A 22,069-nucleotide genomic window follows, 5' to 3' on the forward strand; every position below is an offset into this window, starting at 1 on the left:
ATTCAACGCTGGTAAATAATGAATCAGGATAAAGATCTCTCCACCTGGCAGACATTCCGCCGACTCTGGCCGATGATAGCGCCATTCAGAACGGGTCTGATTGTGGCAGCGGTAGCGCTGGTACTGAACGCGGCGGGTGATACCTTCATGCTGTCCCTGCTGAAACCACTGCTTGATGAAGGGTTTGGCAACGCGAACTCTTCGGTACTGGTGTGGATGCCGCTGGCCGTTATCGGCCTGATGCTGCTCCGTGGCGTGACCAGCTATATTTCCAGTTATTGCATATCCTGGGTTTCAGGAAACGTGGTAATGGGTATGCGTCGTCGGTTGTTCAGCCATATGATGGGCATGCCGGTGTCCTTCTTCGATCAGCAGTCGACCGGGACGCTACTTTCTCGTATCACTTATGATTCTGAACAGGTTGCCTCTTCCTCTTCCAGCGCGCTGGTCACGGTAGTGCGCGAAGGCGCTTCTATCATCGGCCTGTTTATCATGATGTTCTATTACAGCTGGCAGCTGTCGCTGATTCTGATTGTGCTGGCCCCCATCGTCTCCTTTGCTATTCGTCTGGTATCGAAGCGTTTTCGAAATATCAGCAAGAACATGCAGAACACGATGGGCCACGTCACCACCAGCGCCGAGCAGATGCTGAAAGGGCACAAAGAAGTGCTGATTTTTGGTGGTCAGGACGTGGAAAGCGAGCGCTTCAGCCGCGTCAGCAACCGTATGCGCCAGCAGGGAATGAAGCTGGTTTCCGCCTCCTCCATTTCCGATCCTATTATTCAGCTGATTGCCTCTCTGGCGCTGGCATTCGTGCTGTTTGCCGCCAGCTTCCCGAGCGTGATGGAAACTTTAACCGCCGGTACCATCACCGTGGTCTTCTCGGCAATGATTGCATTGATGCGTCCGCTCAAATCTCTCACTAACGTCAATGCGCAGTTCCAGCGCGGGATGGCAGCCTGTCAGACGCTGTTCTCTATTCTGGACAGCGAGCAGGAAGTGGACACGGGCACCCGCGTGATTGAACGTGCGAAGGGCGATATTGAATTTCGTAACGTGACCTTTACCTATCCAGGGCGAGAAAAACCTGCGCTACACAATATTAATCTGTCGATTCCGCAGGGTAAAACCGTTGCGCTGGTAGGACGTTCCGGGTCGGGCAAATCGACCATTGCCAGCCTGATGACCCGTTTTTATGATATCCAGCAGGGCGAGATCCTGATGGATGGGCATGATTTGCGGGAATATACGCTCCGCTCCCTGCGTAATCAGGTTGCGCTGGTTTCGCAAAATGTCCATCTCTTCAACGATACCGTTGCTAACAACATCGCCTATGCGCGTAGTGAGCAGTATAGCCGCGAAGATATTGAGAAAGCGGCCGAAATGGCTCATGCAATGGATTTCATCAGCAAGATGGATAACGGGCTGGATACGATGATCGGGGAAAATGGCGTGCTGCTTTCTGGCGGCCAGCGTCAGCGTATCGCGATCGCCCGTGCGCTGCTGCGTGACTGCCCGATACTGATCCTTGATGAAGCAACCTCCGCACTGGATACAGAATCTGAGCGGGCCATTCAGTCCGCGCTGGATGAGCTTCAGAAAAACCGGACCTCGCTGGTGATTGCTCACCGCCTCTCAACCATTGAAAAAGCGGATGAGATTGTGGTGGTGGAAGATGGCCACATCGTTGAACGTGGCAACCACAATGATCTGCTGGCACAGCAGGGCGCCTACGCGCAGCTGCATAAAATGCAGTTTGGCCAATGATCGAACGCCTATGGAGTGGCCGCTCGCCGCTTTATCTGCTGCTGTTACCCCTGAGCTGGTTGTATGGGGCGGTCAGTAATCTGATCCGTCTCAGCTACCGGTGGGGCTGGCGTAAGGTATGGCGCTCGCCGCTACCGGTTGTGGTGGTGGGAAACCTTACCGCAGGCGGTAACGGCAAAACGCCGGTTGTCATCTGGCTGGTGGAAGCGCTCCAGCGGCGCGGCTACCGGCCAGGCGTTGTTTCCCGGGGCTACGGCGGACGGGCAGATCGCTACCCGCTGGTACTGGATATGAAAACCACGCCACGCCAGGCGGGTGACGAACCGGTACTGATATATCAGCGGACTGGCGCACCCGTCGCCGTTTCTCCTGTCAGGGCGGATGCCGTCAGAGCATTGGTGGAGAAGGGCGGCATTGATCTGATCATTACAGACGACGGATTGCAGCACTATGCGCTCGCCAGGGACATTGAGATTGTGGTGGTGGATGGCGTACGCCGGTTCGGTAACGGCTGGTGGCTGCCGGCCGGGCCAATGCGCGAGCGGGCTTCGAGACTGACAAGCGTTGATGCTGTTATCGCCAATGGCGGCGTCGCCGTCGGTGAGGAGCTGCCGATGCAACTGGTACCGGGACTGGCTGTTAATCTTAAAACGGGAGAACGCCGGGCGGCCAGCACGCTTAAGAATGTCGTAGCGATGGCCGGAATAGGTCACCCTCCGCGTTTTTTCACGACGCTCGCACAGTCAGGTGTCAGGCTGGTCAGAGAAATCCCTTTTGCCGATCATCAGAGCTACAGCGAAGCCCAGCTTGCCGGCCTGTCTGGTCCGGGCGAAACGCTATTGATGACCGAAAAAGATGCGGTTAAAGCACGTCACTTTGCGCGGGAAAACTGGTGGTATCTGCCTGTTGAGGCGGTTCTTCCTGAAACAGGTGCTCAGGCCTTGCTCGATCGTATTACTTCGCTGGTTTCCCAACCGCCGCCTGAGCGCGCAGAAGAAACGCGCTAAACTGAGAGCATCTTCCTTAAAAAGGTGCCTCATGGCTTTATCTCAACTTTCACTGAAGCAGGCCCGCCATCTTCATCTGGCAGCTCAGGGATTGCTGCGCCCGCCAAAACGCAAAGCACAATTTGCGGATATGCTCGCCACGCTTCGCCAGATGTCGCTGTTGCAGATTGATACTATCCATGTTGTGGCCCGTAGCCCTTATCTGGTGCTGTTCAGCCGCCTTGGTGATTATCCAGCAGGCTGGCTGGAGCAGGCGCTCTCAGAGAAAAAATTGTTTGAATACTGGGCACATGAAGCCTGCTTTATTCCTGTAGAAGATTACCCCTTACTGCGCCACCGAATGCTTAATCCTCAGCGTCTGGGCTGGAAATATAATGCTGCCTGGATGCAAACCTGGCAGTCAGATATTGCGGCGCTTCTCAGGCATATTGAGCAGTATGGTCCGGTCCGCTCTGCCGATTTCAAGGCACCTGCCGGACAGAAGCCGGGCTGGTGGGCCTGGAAACCGCACAAACGGCATCTGGAGAATCTGTTCTCCGCGGGTGAACTGATGGTGACGGAGCGGCGTAATTTTCAGCGGGTCTACGATCTTCGCCAGCGCGTGTTACCAGAATGGGATGACTCGCGTCATGCGCTGACCGAAGAGGATGCGGTAAAGCAGATGCTGCGAAACAGCGCGCAGAGTCTCGGCCTGTTTCGCGCGACCTGGCTGGCCGATTATTACCGGCTTAAGCGGGCTCCGGTCAGGGAGAGCGTCGCGGACTGGCTTGAGAGCGGAGAAGTCGTTGCCACAGAGGTGGAAACACTGGGCAAATGCTACCTGCATCGCTCCCTGCTTCCGCTTCTTGATAAGATCCCTGCAGCCACGCATACGGCGATCCTTTCGCCGTTCGATCCTGTTGTATGGGATCGAAAGCGGGCGCTGGAGCTGTTCAGTTTCGATTATCGGCTGGAATGCTACACGCCGGAAGCAAAGCGGCAGTATGGCTATTTTGTGCTGCCACTGTTGCACAACGGCGCACTGAAGGGCCGGCTGGATGCCAGAATGCTGCGCCGGGAAAAGGTGCTGCAAATCAGGCAAATCTGGCTTGAGCCAGGCGTGCGGCTAAGCCAGCGCATGAGTTCGGATGTGAAGCTGGCGCTGAGCCGGTTTGCCCGCTGGCAGGGCGCTGAAAGTATCATCATAGATAAACAGCCCGCTGAACTGGCGGCAGTATGGCAAAATGGCTGGTTCGTTCAGGCGGGTTAGCGGCTCCCGCCTGAGCTATGATATTCTACCGTTCTGTCTGTCCGGGTCCACCAGGGAGAAACCATGGATCATCGTCTACTCGAAATCGTTGCTTGTCCTGTTTGCCACGGCAAACTCTATTACATCAAAGATCAGCAGGAGCTTATCTGCAAACCTGACGGCCTGGCCTGGCCCGTTCGCGATGGCATCCCGGTATTGCTGGAGACGGAATCCCGCGCCCTGACGCTGGAAGAGAGCCATCCATGAGTTTTGTTGCCATTATCCCTGCACGCTTTGCTTCCACACGCCTGCCAGGGAAACCGCTGATTGATATCCACGGTAAGCCGATGGCCGTTCATGTGATGGAAAGGGCGCTGGAGTCGGGTGCCGATCGTGTAATCGTGGCGACCGATAACCAACAAGTGGCTGACGCGGTCAGCGCTGCCGATGGTGAAGTTTGCATGACCCGCGCCGATCATCAGTCGGGGACGGAGCGACTGGCTGAGGTCATCGATCGCTATCAGTTCGCGGATGAGACCATCATCGTCAACGTTCAGGGCGACGAACCGATGATCCCACCGGTCATCGTGCGTCAGGTGGCAGAAAACCTGGCGAAAAGCGAGGCGGGCATGGCCACACTGGCGGTACCGATCACTACAGCGGAAGAAGCATTTAACCCTAATGCCGTCAAAGTGGTCAGAGATGCACAAGGCTATGCGCTCTATTTTTCCCGGGCAGCCATCCCCTGGGATCGTGAACGGTTTGCGATCTCCCGTGACACCATCGGTGAGACTTTTTTGCGTCATATTGGCATCTACGGTTACCGGGCGGGATTTATTCGCCGCTACGTCAGCTGGGAGCCGAGTCCGCTGGAGCATATTGAACTGCTTGAGCAGCTCAGAGTGCTCTGGTATGGCGAAAAAATCCACGTAGATGTTGCCAGAGCGATCCCCAGCGTGGGCGTTGATACTCAGGAAGATCTTGAGCGTGTCCGCGCCGCGATGAAGTAGGTCCTCTTCAGGGACATTTTTTGTCCCTGTTTCATTTTTCTTATTCAACCTTGATCTGACTCGCGGTAAAACCTGCCCTTCGGTCCATTATTATCTGAGGCGATAAAGGAGGAGGAGATGGAACAACTTCAGTCGGAATTATCACTGGTGCTTGGCGAACCGCTGAGCCGCCTTGAATGCATCAGCGAGCAGCCTTACGCCAGTCTCTATTCCCTCTATGATGGGAACGGACATGCGATGCCCGTAGTGGCAAAGTATTTCAGTGTCAGAGGCATGGCCGCTCAGGAAGCATTCAAAATCTCAATGCTGGCACGCGATAGCGCTGTCCGTCTGCCTTCCGTCTATGGTCTGGTAATTAGCCAGCTGCCCCCGCAGCACGAGGTCTTACTGATTGAACGCATGGGCGGCATCCCGGTTGAAGCCCCATCCAGAACGCCTGCACAGTGGCTGAAGTTACAGGATCAAATCGTCGACGCGCTGCTGGGATGGCACCGGCTGGAGAGTCATGGTCTGGTCGGCACCGTGGACAGCACGCAGGAAAATCACTGGCCAGCCTGGTATGCGCAAAAAGTGGAAGTGCTCTGGTCAACGCTGGGCTTTATGCGCCCAGACATCCTCGCCATGGACGACCGTCGCGTGCTTTATCGTAGCAGGGAAAACCTGGGCAATTTATTGGCTGACTTTAACGATCCCTGCGTGCTTGTTCACGGCAATTTAACCCTGGGCAGCCTGCATAAATCTGCCCGGAGCGATGACCTTTTGGGGGTGATCGATCCGGGCATCATTCTCTGGGCGCCGCGCGAATATGAGCTGTTCCGTCTCTCTGAGCCGGGACAGGCCGAAGCGCTGCTATATCACTACCTGAAGCGGGCGCCGGTAGCCGACGGTTTCGTGGCGCGGCGCTGGCTTTACCTGATGTGGGATCAGATCGACAGGCTGATTAACGGCGGCCAGTTCGATCAGGTTCGTTTCCGCACGGCGGCGCAGTCATTACTTCCCTGGCTCTGTTGACGGGAGCGGCTTCGCGTCGGGTTTAATCTGCTGCCAGAGCCGTCCCAGCGACTCATAAATGGCTCGCTCGCTGTGACCCAGCCAGAACGCCGCAGGGATCGCCTTCTCCAGAAAGCCTAGCGGAGAGGTAATCGCCAGTTGATTAGCAGGCGCAGGCAGAGGATGAAGCCCCTGGCGCTGGAAGAAGATCATGGCCCTGGGAAGGTGGGAAGCAGAGGTGACCAGCAGAAAAGGCTGGTCGCCCACCACTTTTGCCACTTCGCGAGCCTCCTGTTCCGTATCTCTCGGCCTGGTAAGCGTAATGATTGCCGCCGCTGGTACGCCAAGCGACCCGGCAACACGTGCGGTGACTTCGGCTGAGCTGAGCGGATTATCAGCCACCGCCCGCCCGGTAAAAATCATTTTTGCACCCGGATTCTCCCGCCACAGACGAATGCCTTCAATCAGCCGTGGCAGGCTGTTATTGATCATATTTGAGCTGGGTGCCCACTCTTCGTTCCAGGTATAGCCGCCGCCAAGCACCACGATATAGGGGACTTTCTGCTGATTTTGCCAGGTTGGATAGCGGTTTTCCACAGGAGCCAGAAGGCGATCGGCCACGGGTTGCAGGCTCAGCAGCAGCAGGAAGAGCCAGGCGCCAGAAATAACGATTTTACCCGTTTTCTGCCAGCGGCTGAACCAGAGCAGTAAAAGCCCCGCCGCCATCACGATTAGCAGCAGCGGCAAAGGCATCAGCAGCCCGCCAAGCGTTTTTTTTAGGGTGAAAAGCATGAAAATGGCTTCCTTTTGTCTGAAAAAACGCCACCCAAAAGCGAGGCGGTGACGGAAAGGTTCATTCTCCCTCAGTGTATGTCAAAATAGCGCCCCGAAGCACCCACCGACCAGCCGGAGCCGCATCATGCAGGATCGCAACTTTGATGATATTGCAGAGAAGTTTGCAAAAAATATCTACGGTACAACCAAAGGCCGTATCCGGCAGGCTATCGTCTGGCAGGAGCTGGATGACATTCTGGCGACTTTGCCAGACCGTCCGTTACAGGTGCTGGATGCAGGCGGTGGCGAAGGCCAGACCAGCTGTGGCCTTGCGGCAAAAGGGCATCAGGTTTTGCTGTGCGATCTCTCAGAAGCGATGCTCCAGCGTGCCCGGCTGCACGCCGCCGAAAAAGGGGTGAGCGAAAACATGCAATTCAAACAAATTAGCGCGCAATCGGCCGCTCAACATTTGGATAAGCCTGCCGATCTGGTATTGTTTCACGCGGTGCTTGAATGGGTGGCCGAACCCGAAGCCGCGCTGGCGGCCTTGTATGATGCAGTAGCGCCCGGTGGCGTACTCTCCCTGATGTTTTATAACGTCAATGGTCTGATGATGCAGACGCTGGTGCTGGGGAATTTTGGCTATATGCAGGCAGACCTGCGCAAGCGGAAAAGAAAAACGCTTTCGCCAGATTTTCCCCGCGAACCCGATCAGGTTTACCGCTGGCTTGAAGAGGCGGGTTTCACGATTGAGCGCAAAGCAGGCATCCGCGTATTCCACGATTATATGCGTGACAAGCACAAGCAGACTGAACGATTTGAGGAAGTTCTGGCGCTGGAAAAGCGTTTCTGTCGCCAGGAGCCATTTTTAAGTTTGGGCCGATATATCCACGTAACCGCGCGGAAGCCCATAACCAGGACGAACCATGAGTGAATTTTCCCAGACCGTACCGGAACTGGTAGCCTGGGCACGGAAAAATGACTTTTCCATCTCGCTGCCCACCGAACGTCTGGCGTTCTTGCTGGCAATAGCCACCCTAAACGGGGAGCGCATGGATGGCGAAATGAGCGAAGGCGAACTGATCGACGCCTTCCGTCACGTCAGTGAAGGGTTTGAGCAAACCAGCGAAACCGTTCTGATCCGGGCCAATAACGCCATCAATGACATGGTGCGCCAGCGCCTGATCAACCGCTTTACCAGTGAGTTTTCTGAAGGCAACGCCATTTATCGTCTGACGCCGCTGGCGATCGGTATCACCGATTACTATATCCGCCAGCGCGAATTCTCCACGCTGCGGCTCTCCATGCAGCTTTCCATTGTCGCTGGCGAGCTGAAACGTGCCGCCGACGCTGCCGTGGAAAACGGCGACGAGTTTCACTGGCACCGCAACGTGTTTGCACCGCTTAAATATTCCGTCGCGGAAATTTTTGACAGCATCGACATTACCCAGCGCACCATGGACGAGCAGCAGCAGGCGGTAAAAGACGATATCGCTCAGCTGCTGAATAAAGACTGGCGCGCCGCGATCTCAAGCTGTGAACTGTTGCTCAGTGAAACCTCCGGTACGCTGCGTGAACTTCAGGATACGCTGGAAGCGGCTGGCGATAAGCTTCAGGCTAACCTGCTGCGTATTCAGGACGCCACCATGAGCAGCCCCGATTTAGGTTTTATCGATAAGCTGGTTTTCGACCTGCAAAACAAGCTTGACCGCATTATCAGCTGGGGCCAGCAGGCTATCGATCTCTGGATAGGTTACGATCGCCACGTACATAAATTCATCCGTACCGCCATTGATATGGATAAAAATCGCGTGTTTGCCCAGCGCCTCCGCCAGTCAGTACAGCGCTATTTTGATCATCCCTGGACGCTGACTCACGCCAATGCCGATCGCCTTTTTGACGTGCGCGATGAAGAACTGACATTGCGTAACGAGGAGGTCACCGGCGAACTGCCGTCTGAACTGGAATATGAAGAATTTAACGAAATTCGCGAGCAGCTTGCCGCGATGATTGAAGAAGCGCTGGCAATCTATAAGGCGCAGCAGAAGCCGCTCAATCTTGGCGCAGTCATGCGCGACTATCTGGCGCAGTATCCGCGGGCGCGTCATTTTGACGTCGCACGCATCGTTGTCGATCAGGCCGTGCGGTTAGGCGTGGCTGAAGCAGATTTCTCCGGCCTGCCCGCAGAGTGGCAGACCATTAATGATTACGGAGCCAAGGTACAGGCGCATGTCATCGATAAATATTGAACAAGTGATGCCGGTTAAGCTGGCACAGGCGCTGGCGAACCCGCTTTTTCCGGCGCTGGACAGCCAGCTGCGTGCCGGCCGCCACGTTGGCATTGAAGAGCTGGATAACCACGCTTTTCTGATGGATTACCAGGAATTCCTGGAAGAATTTTACGCGCGTTATAACGTGGAGCTAATTCGTGCGCCGGAAGGGTTTTTCTATTTGCGACCGCGATCCACAACCCTGATCCCGCGTTCAGTGCTCTCCGAGCTCGATATGATGGTCGGGAAAATTCTCTGCTATCTCTATCTCAGCCCGGAAAGACTGGCGAATGAAGGCATTTTCACCCAGCAGGAGCTCTATGATGAGCTGCTCTCACTGGCGGATGAAACCAAACTGCTGAAGCTGGTTAATCAGCGTTCAACCGGTTCCGATCTCGATCATCAGAAGCTGCAGGAAAAAATCCGCGCGTCGCTGAACCGTCTGCGCCGCCTCGGCATGGTGTGGTTTATGGGAAGTGACAACAGCAAGTTCCGCATCATCGAATCGGTATTCCGCTTCGGTGCCGACGTGCGCAGCGGCGACGATCCGCGTGAAGCACAGTTGAGAATGATCAGGGATGGCGAGGCGATGTCGCTGGAAAATGGCCTGGCACTGAATGATGAAAGCGATGACGAGGGCGAGGCGCAGGGCGGCCCGTCCGATAACGCGGAGGATGAACAGGCATGATTGAACGCGGAAAATTTCGCTCGCTGACGCTGATTAACTGGAACGGCTTTTTTGCCCGGACCTTCGATCTGGATGAGCTGGTGACCACGCTCTCCGGCGGAAACGGCGCGGGCAAATCCACCACCATGGCGGCCTTTGTGACGGCGCTTATTCCCGATCTCACGCTGCTGCACTTTCGTAATACTACGGAAGCGGGAGCGACATCGGGTTCGCGGGATAAAGGTCTGCACGGCAAACTGCGTCCCGGCGTCTGCTACGCGGCGCTGGATGTGGTTAACTCGCTGCATCAGCGCGTTATTGTCGGCGTTCGTCTCCAGCAGGTTGCCGGTCGCGATCGTAAGGTGGATATCAAACCTTTCAGCATTCACGGGCTGCCATCCAGCATCAATCCGACGGAGATCCTGACCGAAACGGTCAATGCGCGCCAGGCGCGCGTGCTGCCGCTCAGCGAACTGAAAGAGAAGTTCGAAGAGATGGAAAGCGTCCAGTTCAGGCAGTTTAACTCCATCACCGATTACCATTCTCTGATGTTCGATCTGGGCATTGTGGCGCGCCGGTTGCGTTCAGCGGCCGATCGCAGCAAATATTATCGTCTGATCGAAGCGTCGCTTTACGGCGGGATTTCAAGCGCGATTACCCGTTCGCTGCGCGACTACCTGCTGCCGGAGAACAGCGGTGTACGTAAAGCCTTCCAGGATATGGAAGCGGCGCTACGCGAAAACCGGATGACGCTGGAAGCGATTCGCGTGACCCAGTCCGATCGCGACCTTTTCAAGCATCTGATCTCTGAGGCCACAAGCTACGTTGCCGCGGATTATATGCGCCATGCGAATGAGCGGCGCATTCATCTTGATGGTGCCATGGCGCATCGCAGCGAGCTCTTTGAAAGCCGCAAACAGCTGGCGGTTGAACAGTACCGTCACGTTGAGATGGCGCGGGAATTAGCGGAGCACAGCGGTGCGGAAAGCGATCTTGAAACGGATTATCAGAGCGCCAGTGACCATCTGAATCTGGTTCAGACGGCCATGCGTCAGCAGGAAAAGATCGCGCGTTATGAGGGTGATATCGAGGAGCTGACCTACCGGCTGGAAGAACAGAGTGAGGTTGTGGCGGAAGCGCGTGAGGTTCATGAAGAAAATGAAGCCCGCGCCGAGGCTGCCGAGCTGGAAGTGGACGAGCTGAAGAGCCAGCTGGCGGACTATCAGCAGGCGCTGGACGTGCAGCAGACGCGCGCTATCCAGTATCAGCAGGCCCTTCAGGCGCTGCAACGAGCCCAGGCGATCTGTCAGATCCCCGATCTGGACACCGACAATGCTGAAGTCTGGCAGGAAACTTTCCAGGCGAAGGAGCAGGAGGCGACCGAACGCCTGCTGATGCTTGAACAGAAAATGAGCGTGGCAGAGGCAGCGCACAGCCAGTTCGAACAGGCGTTTGAGCTGGTCACCCGCATCGCCGGGCCGGTCAGCCGCAGCGAAGCTTACCAGACCGGGCGGGAACTGCTGCGCGATGCAGCTAACCAGCGCTACCACGCTGAACAGCTTCAGTCACTGCGCTCACGCCTCGCCGAAATGGAGCAGCGGCTCAGGGAGCAGCAGGATGCTGAGCGTCTGCTGAATGAGTTCTGCAAGCGTCAGGGACAGCAATACGATCCTCAGGAACTGGAAGCGCTCCAGATCGAACTGGAAGCGCGAATCGAACAGCTTTCAGAAAGCGTTGCCGACGCCGGCGAGCGTCGCATGACGCTTCGCCAGGAACTGGAACAGACACGCGAGCGCATCGCGCTCCTGACCCGTCAGGCACCGCACTGGCTGGCGGCGCAGGAGATCCTCAGCCAGCTGAGCGAGCAGACCGGGCAGCCGCTGGAAAACAGTCAGCAGGTGACCGAGTATATGCAGCTGCTGCTGGAGCGCGAGCGTGAAACCACCGTCGAGCGTGATGAGGTCGCCTCCCGCAAGCGCAGCGTGGAGAGGCAAATTGAACGTCTCAGCCAGCCGGGTGGCGCGGGTGATGCCCGGCTGAATACGCTGGCGGAGCGTTTCGGCGGCGTCCTGCTCTCTGAAATTTATGACGACGTCAGCCTGGAAGATGCACCTTATTTCTCGGCGCTCTATGGCCCGTCGCGTCATGCTATCGTCGTACCCGATCTTTCGCTGGTACGCGAGCAGCTTGATGGACTCGAAGAGTGCCCTGAAGATCTCTACCTGATCGAAGGGGATCCGCAATCGTTCGACGACAGCGTATTTAACGTTGAAGAGCTGCAGAAAGCGGTGGTCGTCAAATCCGGCGATCGCCAGTGGCGCTATTCCCGCTTCCCGAAAGTGCCTCTGTTTGGCCGCGCGGCGCGTGAAAGCCAGCTTGAAAAGCTACATGCCGAACGGGAAACGCTGGCCGAGCGCTATGCCACGCTCTCCTTTGATGTACAGAAAACGCAGCGTCTGCATCAGGCTTTCAGCCGCTTTATCGGTACGCATCTGGGCGTGGCCTTTGAGTCAGATCCGGAAGCGGAGATTCGCCAGCTTAATGGCCGTCGTACAGAGCTGGAGCGGGCACTCAGCGCGCATGACAGTGAAAATCAGCAGCAGCGTCAGCAGTTCGATCAGGCGAAAGAGGGCGTATCCCACCTCAACAGGTTAATGCCCCGCGTCAGCCTGCTGCTGGATGAAACCCTGCAGGATCGTTATGACGAACTGCTCGAAAAGCTGGACGAAGCGCAGGAGGCCGCCCGTTTCCTGCAGCAGCATGGTCAGCAGCTGGCCCGGCTGGAGCCGATCATTGCCGTTCTGCAGAGCGATCCGGAACAGCATGAGCAGCTGAAACTCGATTATGAGCAGGCCCGTCAGGTGCAGCGCGATGCGCGCCAGCAGGCTTTTGCCATCACTGAAGTCGTCCAGCGCCGCGCCCATTTCGGCTATGTGGACGCCGTGGGCATGCTGGATGGCAACAGCGATCTGAATGAAAAACTGCGCCAGCGCCTGGAGCAGGCCGGGGCTGAACGCGCCCGTGCCCGCGAGCGGCTGCGCACTCACCAGGCCCAGCTCACCCAGTATGCTCAGGTTCTCGCCTCGCTGAAAAGTTCGTGGGATGCCAAACGTGACATGCTGAAAGAGCTTCAGCAGGAGATGCAGGATATCGGCGTACAGGCCGATGCCAGCGCGGAAGAGCGCGCCCGGCTGCGTCGTGACGAACTCTATTCCGCGCTGAGCAATAATCGCGCCCGCCGCAATCAGCTGGAAAAACAGCTGACATTCTGCGAGGCCGAGATGGATGCGCTACAGAAAAAACTGAAGCGTGTTGAGCGCGATTATCGCCAGAGCCGTGAGCAGGTTGTTTATGCCAAGGCGGGCTGGGTAACCGTGCTTCGTCTGGTGAAAGATAACGGCGTGGAGCGCAGACTGCACCGCCGGGAGCTCGCCTATCTCAGCGGCGACGAGCTGCGCTCAATGTCGGATAAGGCGCTGGGCGCGCTGCGCCTGGCTGTCGCTGATAATGAACATCTTCGCGACGTGCTGCGATTATCCGAGGATCCGAAGCGGCCTGAACGTAAAATCCAGTTCTTTATTGCCGTCTATCAGCATCTGCGTGAACGTATCCGTCAGGATATTATCCGTACCGACGATCCGGTAGAAGCTATCGAACAGATGGAAATTGAACTGGGTCGCCTGACCGAAGAACTTACCGCCCGCGAACAGATGCTGGCGATAAGTACCCGTAGCGTGGCGAACATCATACGTAAGACGATCCAGCGCGAGCAGAACCGTATCCGCCAGCTGAACCAGGGGTTGCAGGCGGTCAGTTTCGGCCAGGTGAAAAGCGTACGACTGAACGTAAACGTGCGCGAGTCTCATGCCACGCTGCTTGATGTGCTCTCCGAGCAGCATGAGCAGCATCAGGATCTGTTTAACAGCAACCGGCTGACCTTCTCCGAAGCGCTGGCGAAATTATATCAGCGCCTGAATCCGCAAATCGACATGGGCCAGCGTACGCCGCAAACCATCGGTGAGGAGCTGCTGGACTACCGCAACTATCTTGAGATGGAAGTGGAAGTAAACCGCGGCTCGGACGGCTGGCTGCGTGCTGAAAGCGGCGCGCTTTCTACCGGTGAGGCGATAGGAACCGGGATGTCCATCCTGGTGATGGTTGTGCAGAGCTGGGAAGAGGAATCGCGGCGGCTGCGCGGAAAGGATATCTCTCCTTGCCGCCTGCTGTTCCTCGACGAAGCGGCACGACTCGATGCCAAGTCAATCGCCACGCTGTTTGAACTCTGCGATCGTCTGGAGATGCAGTTGATTATCGCGGCACCGGAAAACATCAGCCCGGAAAAAGGGACAACCTACAAGCTGGTCCGAAAGGTCGTAAATAACGTTGAGCATGTGCACGTTGTCGGTCTGAGAGGCTTTGGTGCCGATCCGGTTGCGGCAAACGTGGTGGCAGAGGAAGATACACAGCAGGTTTCCTCCTGATCTGAAGAAATTTTCCGCAGACGGATATGGAAAAATAACCAGCCGAGGATTACTCTACGCAACGGCACTGGCTGCTTTACAGCTAGTGCCGTTTTCTTTTCTATACTTATAATAATGACCGCCAGCAGATGGCTTCGTCTGTTCAGTCAATTACAGGAGGCAAGGGATGTTGCTGACAAATTCGGTATTCGCAAGATTAACTTTCCCAGGCTGCCTACTGGCCCTGGCGATCGCACAGATCACGCCGGCTGTGGCGGGCATTCCTCCTGTTTCAGCACCGGTGACGGTGAAGGCTGATATTCGGGAGGTCAGGACACAGCTTCTTTCTGCTTTTCCAGACGGTTACCAGCCTTTTTATCTCACGTCGTTAGCGTCGCTCTACGCGGCGCGTAATATGCAGCCTATGTGGCAGGACAGGACAGCAGTCCAGCAGTTTCAGCAACAGCTGGCGGAAGTGGCTATTTCGGGTGTGCAGCCGCAGTTTACCCAGTGGGTCAGAATGCTTACCGATCCGGCCATATCTGGCCTGGCGCGTGATGTTGTCCTGTCTGATGCCATGCTCGGCTATCTGCAGTTTGTCTCATCCGTTCCGCTAAAAGGGGAGACCTGGCTCTACAGCAACGTTCCTTATAAGCTGGAAGTGCCTGCCGTATCGGTCATCAATCAGTGGCAGACCGCGCTTCAGCAGGGAGCGGTAACAACCTTTGTTGCCTCGCTGGCGCCACGTCATCCTCAGTACAGCCTGATGCACGACGCGCTCAAGGGCTTATTATCTGACACTCAGCCCTGGCCACAGTTGACCGACAAACAGACGCTGCGTCCGGGCCAGCTGAGCGATGATGTTCCTGCCCTCAGGGAAATTCTTCAGCGAACCGGGATGCTGACCCAGGCGAGTTCATCGCCCGCAACCGATCGGGTTGTGTCAGCCGGTAACAGTGTGCCGATCGCCAACAGCGACAATGATGCCGTCGTTATCAGCCCGTCAGCGACGTCGCTGCCTGACAACGTAGCGGCCAGTACGCCAGAAATTGCTGGCAACGTGCAGGTTACTTCTGAGCCAGCTAATCCGACCCATATCTATTCTGCCGACCTGGTTGCGGCCGTGAAGCGTTTCCAGCACTGGCAGGGGCTTGAAACAGATGGCGCGATCGGACCGCGTACCCGGGAGTGGCTGAACGTTTCGCCTCAGCTGCGTGCCGCTCTGCTGGCGTTGAACATTCAGCGGCTGCGGCTGTTACCGGACGATATGCACAACGGTATTATGGTCAATATTCCTAACTACTCACTGGTGTATTACCTTAACGGTAATCAGATGCTCTCTTCCCGCGTCATTGTAGGACGACCCGATCGGAAAACACCGCTGATGCGCAGCGCCCTCAGTAATGTTGTTTTGAATCCGCCATGGAATGTGCCGACTAATCTGGTGCGCAAAGACATTGTGCCTAAGGTGAAGCAGGATCCTGGCTATCTCTATAAGCATAACTACACCCTGTTATCTGGCTGGAGTAACGATGCCGAGGTAATTGACCCCAGTATGATTGACTGGAGTATGGTTTCCGCCGCCTCTTTCCCGTATCGCGTCAGGCAGGCGCCGGGTGTGGGTAACTCGCTTGGCCGCTATAAATTTAATATGCCGAGTTCAGATGCTATCTATCTGCACGATACGCCTAATCATAATCTGTTCCAGAAGGATATTCGTGCGCTCAGCTCGGGCTGCGTTCGCGTTAACAAAGCCTCCGATCTGGCGAATCTGTTGTTGCAGGATGCCGGCTGGAACGACACCCGGATCTCCGGCACCCTGAAGGAGGGTAATACGCGTTATGTGCCGGTCCGCCAGCGCATTCCTGTGAACCTCTACTACCTCACTGCCTGGGTAGCGGATGACGGGCAGCCACAATTTCGTACAGATATTTACAATTACGATATAACCGCCCGTTCTGGTGCACAGGTGCTGACTGACGCCGGTAAATTACTGCTCTAACGGTTGATTATTCTGCCTTTCCCCACCGCTCACGCCTGCCCGGTTAACGCTTCAAACCGGACAGGCGACGTTTTCCACTCGCTGCCGCTTTTTGATGGGTTGACTCCGCATATTTCCCTGGTTATGGTTCGCAACAGTATTTTTTTTGTACCATTTATGCACTTTTTGTCAGGTAACATAGATTAATGGATAATTTCGACTCTCATCGCCGTAAGCTGCTTACCTTTGGCGGCGCGGCTCTCGGTCTTGCGCTCCTGCCGGGGCAGGCGTTTGCTTCACGCTCAACCTCTCAGCCCAGGATATTAACGCTTAATAACCTGCATACGGGTGAAAAACTCAAAACCGAGTTTTTCGACGGAAAGCGCTATGACAAAGCCGAACTGTCGCGACTGAATCATTTTTTCCGTGATTACCGGGCAAACAAAATTACCCAAATCGATCCTCACCTGTTCGATCAACTTTCTCTTCTTCAGGCGCTGTTAGGGACGCGTAAGCCAGTTCAGCTTATTTCGGGCTATCGCTGCCTTGCCACCAATAATGCGCTTCGTTCCCGCAGCCGTGGGGTGGCTAAACATAGCTACCACACCCTCGGGCAGGCAATGGATTTCCACATTGAAGGTATCGCTTTAAGCCATGTACGCAAGGCCGCGCTTTCATTACGGGCGGGCGGCGTGGGATACTATCCCCGCAGCAATTTTGTGCACATAGATACCGGCCCGGTACGCAGCTGGGCATAGTGAAATCCCGGCGGGCGCAGGCTAAGCCGGTAACGGAGCGTTATGGACTATCAAATTATACCGGTGACGGCGTTCGCCCAGAATTGTTCACTGATCTGGTGCCCGGAAACCCGCCAGGCCGCGATTGTGGATCCCGGTGGCGATGCGGAAAAGATTAAAGCGCAGGTGGCTGAAAAAGCCGTAACGATAACGCAGATCCTGCTGACGCATGGCCACCTTGATCACGTGGGTGCGGCGGCTGAACTGGCAGCATTCTATGCGGTACCCGTTATCGGACCGCACAAGGCTGACGCTTTCTGGCTTGATGGCTTACCCGACCAGAGCCAGATGTTTGGACTGGCTGAATGCGCCCCGCTTACGCCGGATCGCTGGCTGGAAGAGGGAGAGACCGTTCAGCTCGGCAATATCACTTTTGAGATCCTGCTCTGCCCCGGCCATACCCCTGGACATATCGTCTTCTTCAATCGCGCCGACCGGTTACTGATCTCCGGCGATGTGATTTTTAACGGCGGCGTGGGGCGTACGGACTTTCCAATGGGTAGCCACAGCGATCTGATCCACGCCATCAAGCATAAGCTGCTGCCGCTGGGCGATGATGTCACCTTCCTGCCGGGTCATGGACCAGGCTCCACGCTGGGCCGGGAACGTATCTCTAATCCTTTCCTGCAGTGATTTAAAGACGCTGGATGATCATTTCGTACGTCGCCATGCTGTTAAAAATGGAATGGTGAAAGAAGGCCTGAGGATGCAGGCGTGGTAAACGTAACGCGATGGAAACAGGAACGGAAAACATGCCGCGCCAGAAAAGGCGCGGGCCGGGCAATCAGGACGTAACTTATAGCGTCTTTACACGCTGACCTGTTTCCTGAGTTGAAGAATGGTTGTCGAACACTTTAAAGCCTGCAACTGCAGGCTTTTTTAATGGTCGTTACAGGACGGCAACGATAGCTTCGCACAGCGGTGCCATATTATCCGGCGTCATGCCCGCGACGTTTACGCGGCCCGAATTGACGGCATAGACGCCGAACTCTTCGCGCAGGCGCACAACCTGATCTTTTGTCAGTCCGCTGAACGAGAACATCCCGTTCTGATTGATGATAAAGCTGAAATCGCCTTTCGCGCCTTTCTCCTGCAGCGTGTTAACAAACAGCTGACGCATACGCTGTATGCGCTGGCGCATATCGGCCAGCTCCTGCTCCCAGATACCACGCAGTGCCCTGTTGCCCAGAATAGTGGCCACCACGGCGGCGCCATGCGCTGGTGGGTTGGAGTAGTTGGCGCGGATGGTGTACTTAATCTGACTGAACGCCGTATCGGCGATGGTGGCGTCAGCGGCGACCAGGGTCAGCGCCCCAACGCGTTCATTGTAGAGGCCAAAATTCTTCGAATAGGAGCTGGCAACCAGCAGTTCCTGATGCCCGGCGGCAAAAATGCGCAGGCCTTCCGCATCCTCTTCCAGTCCACGCGCAAAGCCCTGATAGGCGAAGTCGAACAGCGGCAGCCAGCCACCAGCCAGTGATAGTCTGGCAAGCTCAGCCCACTGCTCTGCGGAAGGATCAACGCCGGTAGGGTTATGGCAGCAACCGTGAAACAACACGATATCGCCAGCCTGCGCTTTCTCCAGCGATTTCACCATGCCGTCAAAATCCAGTGAATGGCTGGCGGCATCATAATAGTGGTATTCACACACTTCCAGACCAGCAGACTCAAATACATTTTTATGGTTTGGCCAGCTTGGATTACTTACCCAAACGCGTTTGGCACCGGTCTGGGTGGCAATAAAATCGGCAGCGACGCGCAGCGCGCCCGTACCGCCTGGCGTCTGGGCCGTACGCGCCCGCGTCCCGTTGATCGCATTATCCTTGCCAAAAAGCAGCGCCTGGGTACATTTGCCAAAATCCGCCAGTCCATCAATGCTCAGGTAATTCTTGGTCGTTTCATTTTCCAGCAGGTACTGCTCAGCTTTCTTCACGCTGGTCAGCACCGGCGTCTGGCCGGTTTCATCTTTATAGACGCCAATGCCGAGATTGATTTTATGAGGACGGTCATCAGCGCGGAAAAGATCGGCTAAACCAAGAATAGGGTCGGCAGGTGCCGCTGCAATGCGTTCAAACATAGTCGAAGTCCGTTAGCGTAATCTGAAACGAAGTGAAGTCTCAGGTTACCGTCACGGCGCACAAATTGCCAACCGTTTGCGTTAAAAAATAAGGGAAAGCAGGGGGAAGATCAACAAAGTGGAGGAAGGGAAAATCAGAAAGCAAAAACGGGGCCGAAGCCCCGTTTCAGGATTGCACGGTGGTGAATTGCATCACCCCGGCAGGCAATTAGAACTGGTAAACCAGACCAACTGCTACAGTGTCACCAGAGCCTATGCCCAGGGCATTACCGTCATCAATCTGGTTGATGATGTAGTCAACATAGGTAGACATGTTTTTGTTGAAGTAGTAAGTCGCGCCCACTTCGAAATATTTAACCAGGTCAACATCGCCGATACCTTCGATATCTTTGCCTTTAGTCTGGACGTAGGCGATAGAAGGACGCAGGCCGAAATCAAACTGATACTGTGCAACCAGTTCGATGTCCTGAGTTTTGTTAGCGAAGCCGCTGACATTAGTCCTGTCGCCTGCTCCGTTAGCAATGCTGCCTTCAAAGCGCGTTGCGTTACGGCCTTCAGCATAGGATGCTGCCAGGTAAACGTTGTTGGCATCATATTTCAGCGCGGTGCCCCAGAACTCTGCACGATCGCCGCGGCCATAAGCCAGGTTGTTTGGCGCAGCGCCGCCGGTCAGCAGACCATTCTGGCCATTGGTACGATCCTGAGAGCTGTAAGCTGCAACGATGCCAACGCCGATTGGCGAGGTGTAGCTGGTAGAAACACCGTAACCGTCACCGTTAGAGCGGGTCTGGTCGGTACGGTCGTTTTTACCCTGGTACTGAGCAGCGAAGTCCCAGCCGTCAACCAGGCCGAAGAAGTTGGTATTACGGTAAGTGGCAACGCCACCGGTACGGCTGGTCATAGTATCAGACTGACCGAAGTCGCCGCCGAATTCTGGCAGCATATCGGTCCATGCCAGCGCATCATAAGCAATACCATAGTTACGACCGTAGTCGATTGAACCGGCATCGCCAAATTTCAGACCAGCAAAGCCCAGACGGGTTTTATTGCCTTTCTGAGCGTCGTCGCCTTCAGAGTTATTTGCCTGAACGTTATATTCCCACTGGCCGTAACCGGTCAGCTGGTCGTTAATCTGGGTTTCACCTTTGAAACCAAAGCGCACATAGGATTTGTCGCCGTCGCCTGCGTAACCATCGTCATCTGAGAAGTAGTGCAGACCAACAGCCTTACCATAGAGGTCCAGCTTGTTGCCGTCTTTATTATAAATTTCTGCTGCATTGGCTGCACCAGCTGCTAACAGTGCTGGGATTACCAGTGCCAGAATGTTGCGCTTCATCATTATTTATTACCCTCATTGGAGTTATTTGGACACCTGCCACTGCCGTCAACAATTCTTTACAGAACCCTGAAGAGAGTTTGGTGTCTTCCTGTGTCTGCACGCATCTTTCCATTGGTAGCGCCGTTAATCTACTCCGAAAATGCTACTAATCTCTTATTCTGGTTACAAGAGGAAAATATGTATTACAAAATGTAAATATTACGGAACTTTGTGAAGTACCTCATAATTTACAAAAATAAAAAAAGGCCAGCGAGGCTGACCTTTATTATCTATATGAATTTCTTATATTTAATCAATATAATCAGAAGCTGGCGTTGCGTGGCGTCCTTGGGAAGGCGATAACATCCCGCACATTCTGTACACCGGTCACGTAAGCAATTAACCTTTCAAATCCTAAGCCAAAGCCGGAATGCGGCACGGTGCCGTAGCGACGAAGATCGCGATACCACCAGTAATCTTCTTTATTCAGACCCATCTCAGCCAGGCGGGCATCCAGCACATCCAGGCGCTCTTCACGCTGCGATCCGCCAATAATTTCGCCAATACCCGGCGCGAGCACGTCCATCGCGGCAACGGTTTTCCCATCATCGTTCAGACGCATATAGAATGCTTTGATATCTTTTGGGTAATTTTTCACCACAACCGGCGCCTTGAAGTGCTTCTCCGCCAGGTAACGCTCATGTTCTGAAGAGAGATCGATACCCCAGGAAACGGCATTCTCAAACTTCTCGCCGCAGGAAGTCAGGATCTCAATGGCATCGGTATAGTCAACCTGCGCAAAATCCGTGGTGACAAATCGTTCAAGGCGCGAGACGGCATCTTTGTCAACCCGTTCGGCGAAGAAGGCCATATCGTCAGCGCGCTCTTCCAGCACTGCTTTAAAAACATACTTCAGCATCGCTTCTGCCAGTGCGGCGTTATCTTCCAGATCGGCGAAGGCGACTTCCGGCTCCAGCATCCAGAATTCTGCCAGATGACGGCTGGTGTGGGAGTTTTCTGCACGGAAAGTGGGGCCAAAGGTATAGATTTTGGAAATGGCGCTGGCGTAAGTTTCACCGTTCAGCTGACCGGAAACGGTAAGGAATGCCTCTTTACCAAAAAAGTCTTCATCAAAATTGATTTTACCTTCCGGCGTCCGCGGCAGGTTTTCCAGATCCAGCGTTGAGACACGGAACATCTCGCCCGCGCCTTCAGTATCAGACGCGGTAATCAGCGGCGTGGAAACCCAGAAGAAACCCTGTTCGTCAAAGAAACGGTGCAATGCCTGAGCCAGCGTATGACGAACGCGGGCCACCGCACCGATCAGGTTAGTGCGTGGACGCAGGTGGGCCACTTCACGCAGGTATTCGATGCTGTGGCGCTTAGCCGCCATCGGATAGGTATCAGGATCGTCAACCCAGCCAACCACCTCTACGGCAGTGGCCTGAATTTCGAAGCTCTGGCCTTCACCCGGCGATTCGACAACCTTACCAGTGATGATCACCGAACAGCCGGTGGTCAGGCGCAGCACTTCATCCTGATAATTATTCAGAGAATTATTGACGACAGCCTGGACGGGATTAAAGCAGGAGCCGTCATACACGGCGATGAAAGAAATACCGGCTTTTGAATCTCTTCGGGTACGAACCCAACCGCGTACGGTAACTTCACTGTCAACCGCGACGCGGCCGTGCAGTACATCCGCTACAGGCACAACGCTCAT

The 22,069-nt window shown here is 55.3% G+C and carries 17 protein-coding genes; 13 read left to right on the plus strand and 4 right to left on the minus strand.

What is annotated here, in order from left to right:
- The first annotated feature begins 18 nt into the window (after positions 1-18).
- The 6 genes from msbA (at position 19) to EA20_RS0115110 (ending at position 6,023) form a co-directional block, all read left to right on the plus strand.
- Positions 19-1,767: a lipid A ABC transporter ATP-binding protein/permease MsbA gene (gene msbA, locus EA20_RS0115085; protein ID WP_024967621.1), complete on the plus strand. Its 1,749-nt coding sequence runs from the start codon at positions 19-21 to the stop codon at positions 1,765-1,767.
- Complete coding sequence (gene lpxK / locus EA20_RS0115090; RefSeq protein WP_024967622.1) at positions 1,764-2,774, plus strand: tetraacyldisaccharide 4'-kinase; 1,011 nt, start codon at positions 1,764-1,766, stop codon at positions 2,772-2,774. The genes msbA and lpxK overlap by 4 nt, the downstream gene beginning before the upstream one ends.
- Before the next feature lie 31 nt (positions 2,775-2,805).
- Positions 2,806-4,023, plus strand: a complete 1,218-nt coding sequence (locus EA20_RS0115095; RefSeq protein WP_024967623.1) for a winged helix-turn-helix domain-containing protein — start codon at positions 2,806-2,808, stop codon at positions 4,021-4,023.
- 63 nt (positions 4,024-4,086) lie between these two features.
- Positions 4,087-4,269 (plus strand): Trm112 family protein, encoded by a 183-nt coding sequence (locus EA20_RS0115100; protein ID WP_024967624.1) that lies wholly within the window; start codon positions 4,087-4,089, stop codon positions 4,267-4,269.
- Complete coding sequence (kdsB, locus tag EA20_RS0115105) at positions 4,266-5,012, plus strand: 3-deoxy-manno-octulosonate cytidylyltransferase (RefSeq protein WP_024967625.1); 747 nt, start codon at positions 4,266-4,268, stop codon at positions 5,010-5,012. The genes EA20_RS0115100 and kdsB overlap by 4 nt, the downstream gene beginning before the upstream one ends.
- Before the next feature lie 117 nt (positions 5,013-5,129).
- On the plus strand, positions 5,130-6,023 hold the full coding sequence (locus EA20_RS0115110; RefSeq protein ID WP_024967626.1) for a YcbJ family phosphotransferase: 894 nt from the start codon (positions 5,130-5,132) through the stop codon (positions 6,021-6,023).
- Here the strand turns inward: EA20_RS0115110 and elyC are convergent.
- Positions 6,003-6,794: an envelope biogenesis factor ElyC gene (gene elyC / locus EA20_RS0115115; protein ID WP_024967627.1), complete on the minus strand. Its 792-nt coding sequence runs from the start codon at positions 6,792-6,794 to the stop codon at positions 6,003-6,005. The genes EA20_RS0115110 and elyC overlap by 21 nt on opposite strands.
- A 127-nt stretch (positions 6,795-6,921) precedes the next feature.
- Between elyC and cmoM the strand changes: the two genes are divergently transcribed.
- From cmoM to EA20_RS0115150, 7 genes are all read left to right on the plus strand, one after another.
- Positions 6,922-7,710, plus strand: a complete 789-nt coding sequence (cmoM, locus tag EA20_RS0115120; protein ID WP_024967628.1) for a tRNA uridine 5-oxyacetic acid(34) methyltransferase CmoM — start codon at positions 6,922-6,924, stop codon at positions 7,708-7,710.
- Positions 7,703-9,025: a chromosome partition protein MukF gene (gene mukF, locus EA20_RS0115125; RefSeq protein WP_024967629.1), complete on the plus strand. Its 1,323-nt coding sequence runs from the start codon at positions 7,703-7,705 to the stop codon at positions 9,023-9,025. Before cmoM ends, mukF begins: the two co-directional genes overlap by 8 nt.
- Positions 9,006-9,734, plus strand: coding sequence for a chromosome partition protein MukE (mukE, locus tag EA20_RS0115130; RefSeq protein WP_024967630.1), 729 nt, complete (start codon positions 9,006-9,008; stop codon positions 9,732-9,734). Before mukF ends, mukE begins: the two co-directional genes overlap by 20 nt.
- A complete protein-coding gene (gene mukB, locus EA20_RS0115135; RefSeq protein WP_024967631.1) occupies positions 9,731-14,194 on the plus strand; it encodes a chromosome partition protein MukB in 4,464 nt (1,487 codons plus the stop codon). The genes mukE and mukB overlap by 4 nt, the downstream gene beginning before the upstream one ends.
- A 166-nt stretch (positions 14,195-14,360) precedes the next feature.
- Positions 14,361-16,175, plus strand: a complete 1,815-nt coding sequence (gene ldtD / locus EA20_RS0115140; protein WP_024967632.1) for a L,D-transpeptidase — start codon at positions 14,361-14,363, stop codon at positions 16,173-16,175.
- A 185-nt stretch (positions 16,176-16,360) separates the two neighbouring features.
- Positions 16,361-16,912: a YcbK family protein gene (locus tag EA20_RS0115145; RefSeq protein ID WP_024967633.1), complete on the plus strand. Its 552-nt coding sequence runs from the start codon at positions 16,361-16,363 to the stop codon at positions 16,910-16,912.
- A 42-nt stretch (positions 16,913-16,954) separates the two neighbouring features.
- A complete protein-coding gene (locus EA20_RS0115150) occupies positions 16,955-17,584 on the plus strand; it encodes an MBL fold metallo-hydrolase (protein WP_024967634.1) in 630 nt (209 codons plus the stop codon).
- Between the two features lie 256 nt (positions 17,585-17,840).
- Here EA20_RS0115150 and EA20_RS0115160 read toward each other — a convergent pair whose 3' ends face one another.
- The 3 genes from EA20_RS0115160 to asnS form a co-directional block, all read right to left on the minus strand.
- Positions 17,841-19,028, minus strand: coding sequence for an amino acid aminotransferase (locus EA20_RS0115160; RefSeq protein WP_024967635.1), 1,188 nt, complete (start codon positions 19,026-19,028; stop codon positions 17,841-17,843).
- A 208-nt stretch (positions 19,029-19,236) separates the two neighbouring features.
- The gene (ompF, locus tag EA20_RS0115165; protein ID WP_024967636.1) at positions 19,237-20,367 is read right to left on the minus strand and encodes a porin OmpF; all 1,131 of its coding nucleotides are present in this window, start codon (positions 20,365-20,367) and stop codon (positions 19,237-19,239) included.
- Positions 20,368-20,668: 301 nt separating this feature from the next.
- The gene (asnS, locus tag EA20_RS0115170; protein WP_024967637.1) at positions 20,669-22,069 is read right to left on the minus strand and encodes an asparagine--tRNA ligase; all 1,401 of its coding nucleotides are present in this window, start codon (positions 22,067-22,069) and stop codon (positions 20,669-20,671) included.

It is taken from the genome of Pantoea sp. IMH (genome assembly GCF_000599885.1).
Lineage (GTDB): Bacteria > Pseudomonadota > Gammaproteobacteria > Enterobacterales > Enterobacteriaceae > Erwinia.

What these genes read in the sequence shown, in the direction of transcription:
- elyC (WP_024967627.1), bottom strand. Translation starts at nt 6,794, where the DNA reads ATGCTTTTCACCCTAAAAAAAACGCTTGGCGGGCTGCTGATGCCTTTG.
- EA20_RS0115095 (WP_024967623.1), top strand. Translation starts at nt 2,806, where the DNA reads ATGGCTTTATCTCAACTTTCACTGAAGCAGGCCCGCCATCTTCATCTG.
- ldtD (WP_024967632.1), top strand. Translation starts at nt 14,361, where the DNA reads ATGTTGCTGACAAATTCGGTATTCGCAAGATTAACTTTCCCAGGCTGC.
- lpxK (WP_024967622.1), top strand. Translation starts at nt 1,764, where the DNA reads ATGATCGAACGCCTATGGAGTGGCCGCTCGCCGCTTTATCTGCTGCTG.
- EA20_RS0115150 (WP_024967634.1), top strand. Translation starts at nt 16,955, where the DNA reads ATGGACTATCAAATTATACCGGTGACGGCGTTCGCCCAGAATTGTTCA.
- ompF (WP_024967636.1), bottom strand. Translation starts at nt 20,367, where the DNA reads ATGATGAAGCGCAACATTCTGGCACTGGTAATCCCAGCACTGTTAGCA.
- EA20_RS0115100 (WP_024967624.1), top strand. Translation starts at nt 4,087, where the DNA reads ATGGATCATCGTCTACTCGAAATCGTTGCTTGTCCTGTTTGCCACGGC.
- mukE (WP_024967630.1), top strand. Translation starts at nt 9,006, where the DNA reads ATGTCATCGATAAATATTGAACAAGTGATGCCGGTTAAGCTGGCACAG.
- EA20_RS0115160 (WP_024967635.1), bottom strand. Translation starts at nt 19,028, where the DNA reads ATGTTTGAACGCATTGCAGCGGCACCTGCCGACCCTATTCTTGGTTTA.
- msbA (WP_024967621.1), top strand. Translation starts at nt 19, where the DNA reads ATGAATCAGGATAAAGATCTCTCCACCTGGCAGACATTCCGCCGACTC.
- kdsB (WP_024967625.1), top strand. Translation starts at nt 4,266, where the DNA reads ATGAGTTTTGTTGCCATTATCCCTGCACGCTTTGCTTCCACACGCCTG.
- cmoM (WP_024967628.1), top strand. Translation starts at nt 6,922, where the DNA reads ATGCAGGATCGCAACTTTGATGATATTGCAGAGAAGTTTGCAAAAAAT.
- EA20_RS0115145 (WP_024967633.1), top strand. Translation starts at nt 16,361, where the DNA reads ATGGATAATTTCGACTCTCATCGCCGTAAGCTGCTTACCTTTGGCGGC.
- mukB (WP_024967631.1), top strand. Translation starts at nt 9,731, where the DNA reads ATGATTGAACGCGGAAAATTTCGCTCGCTGACGCTGATTAACTGGAAC.
- mukF (WP_024967629.1), top strand. Translation starts at nt 7,703, where the DNA reads ATGAGTGAATTTTCCCAGACCGTACCGGAACTGGTAGCCTGGGCACGG.
- EA20_RS0115110 (WP_024967626.1), top strand. Translation starts at nt 5,130, where the DNA reads ATGGAACAACTTCAGTCGGAATTATCACTGGTGCTTGGCGAACCGCTG.
- asnS (WP_024967637.1), bottom strand. Translation starts at nt 22,069, where the DNA reads ATGAGCGTTGTGCCTGTAGCGGATGTACTGCACGGCCGCGTCGCGGTT.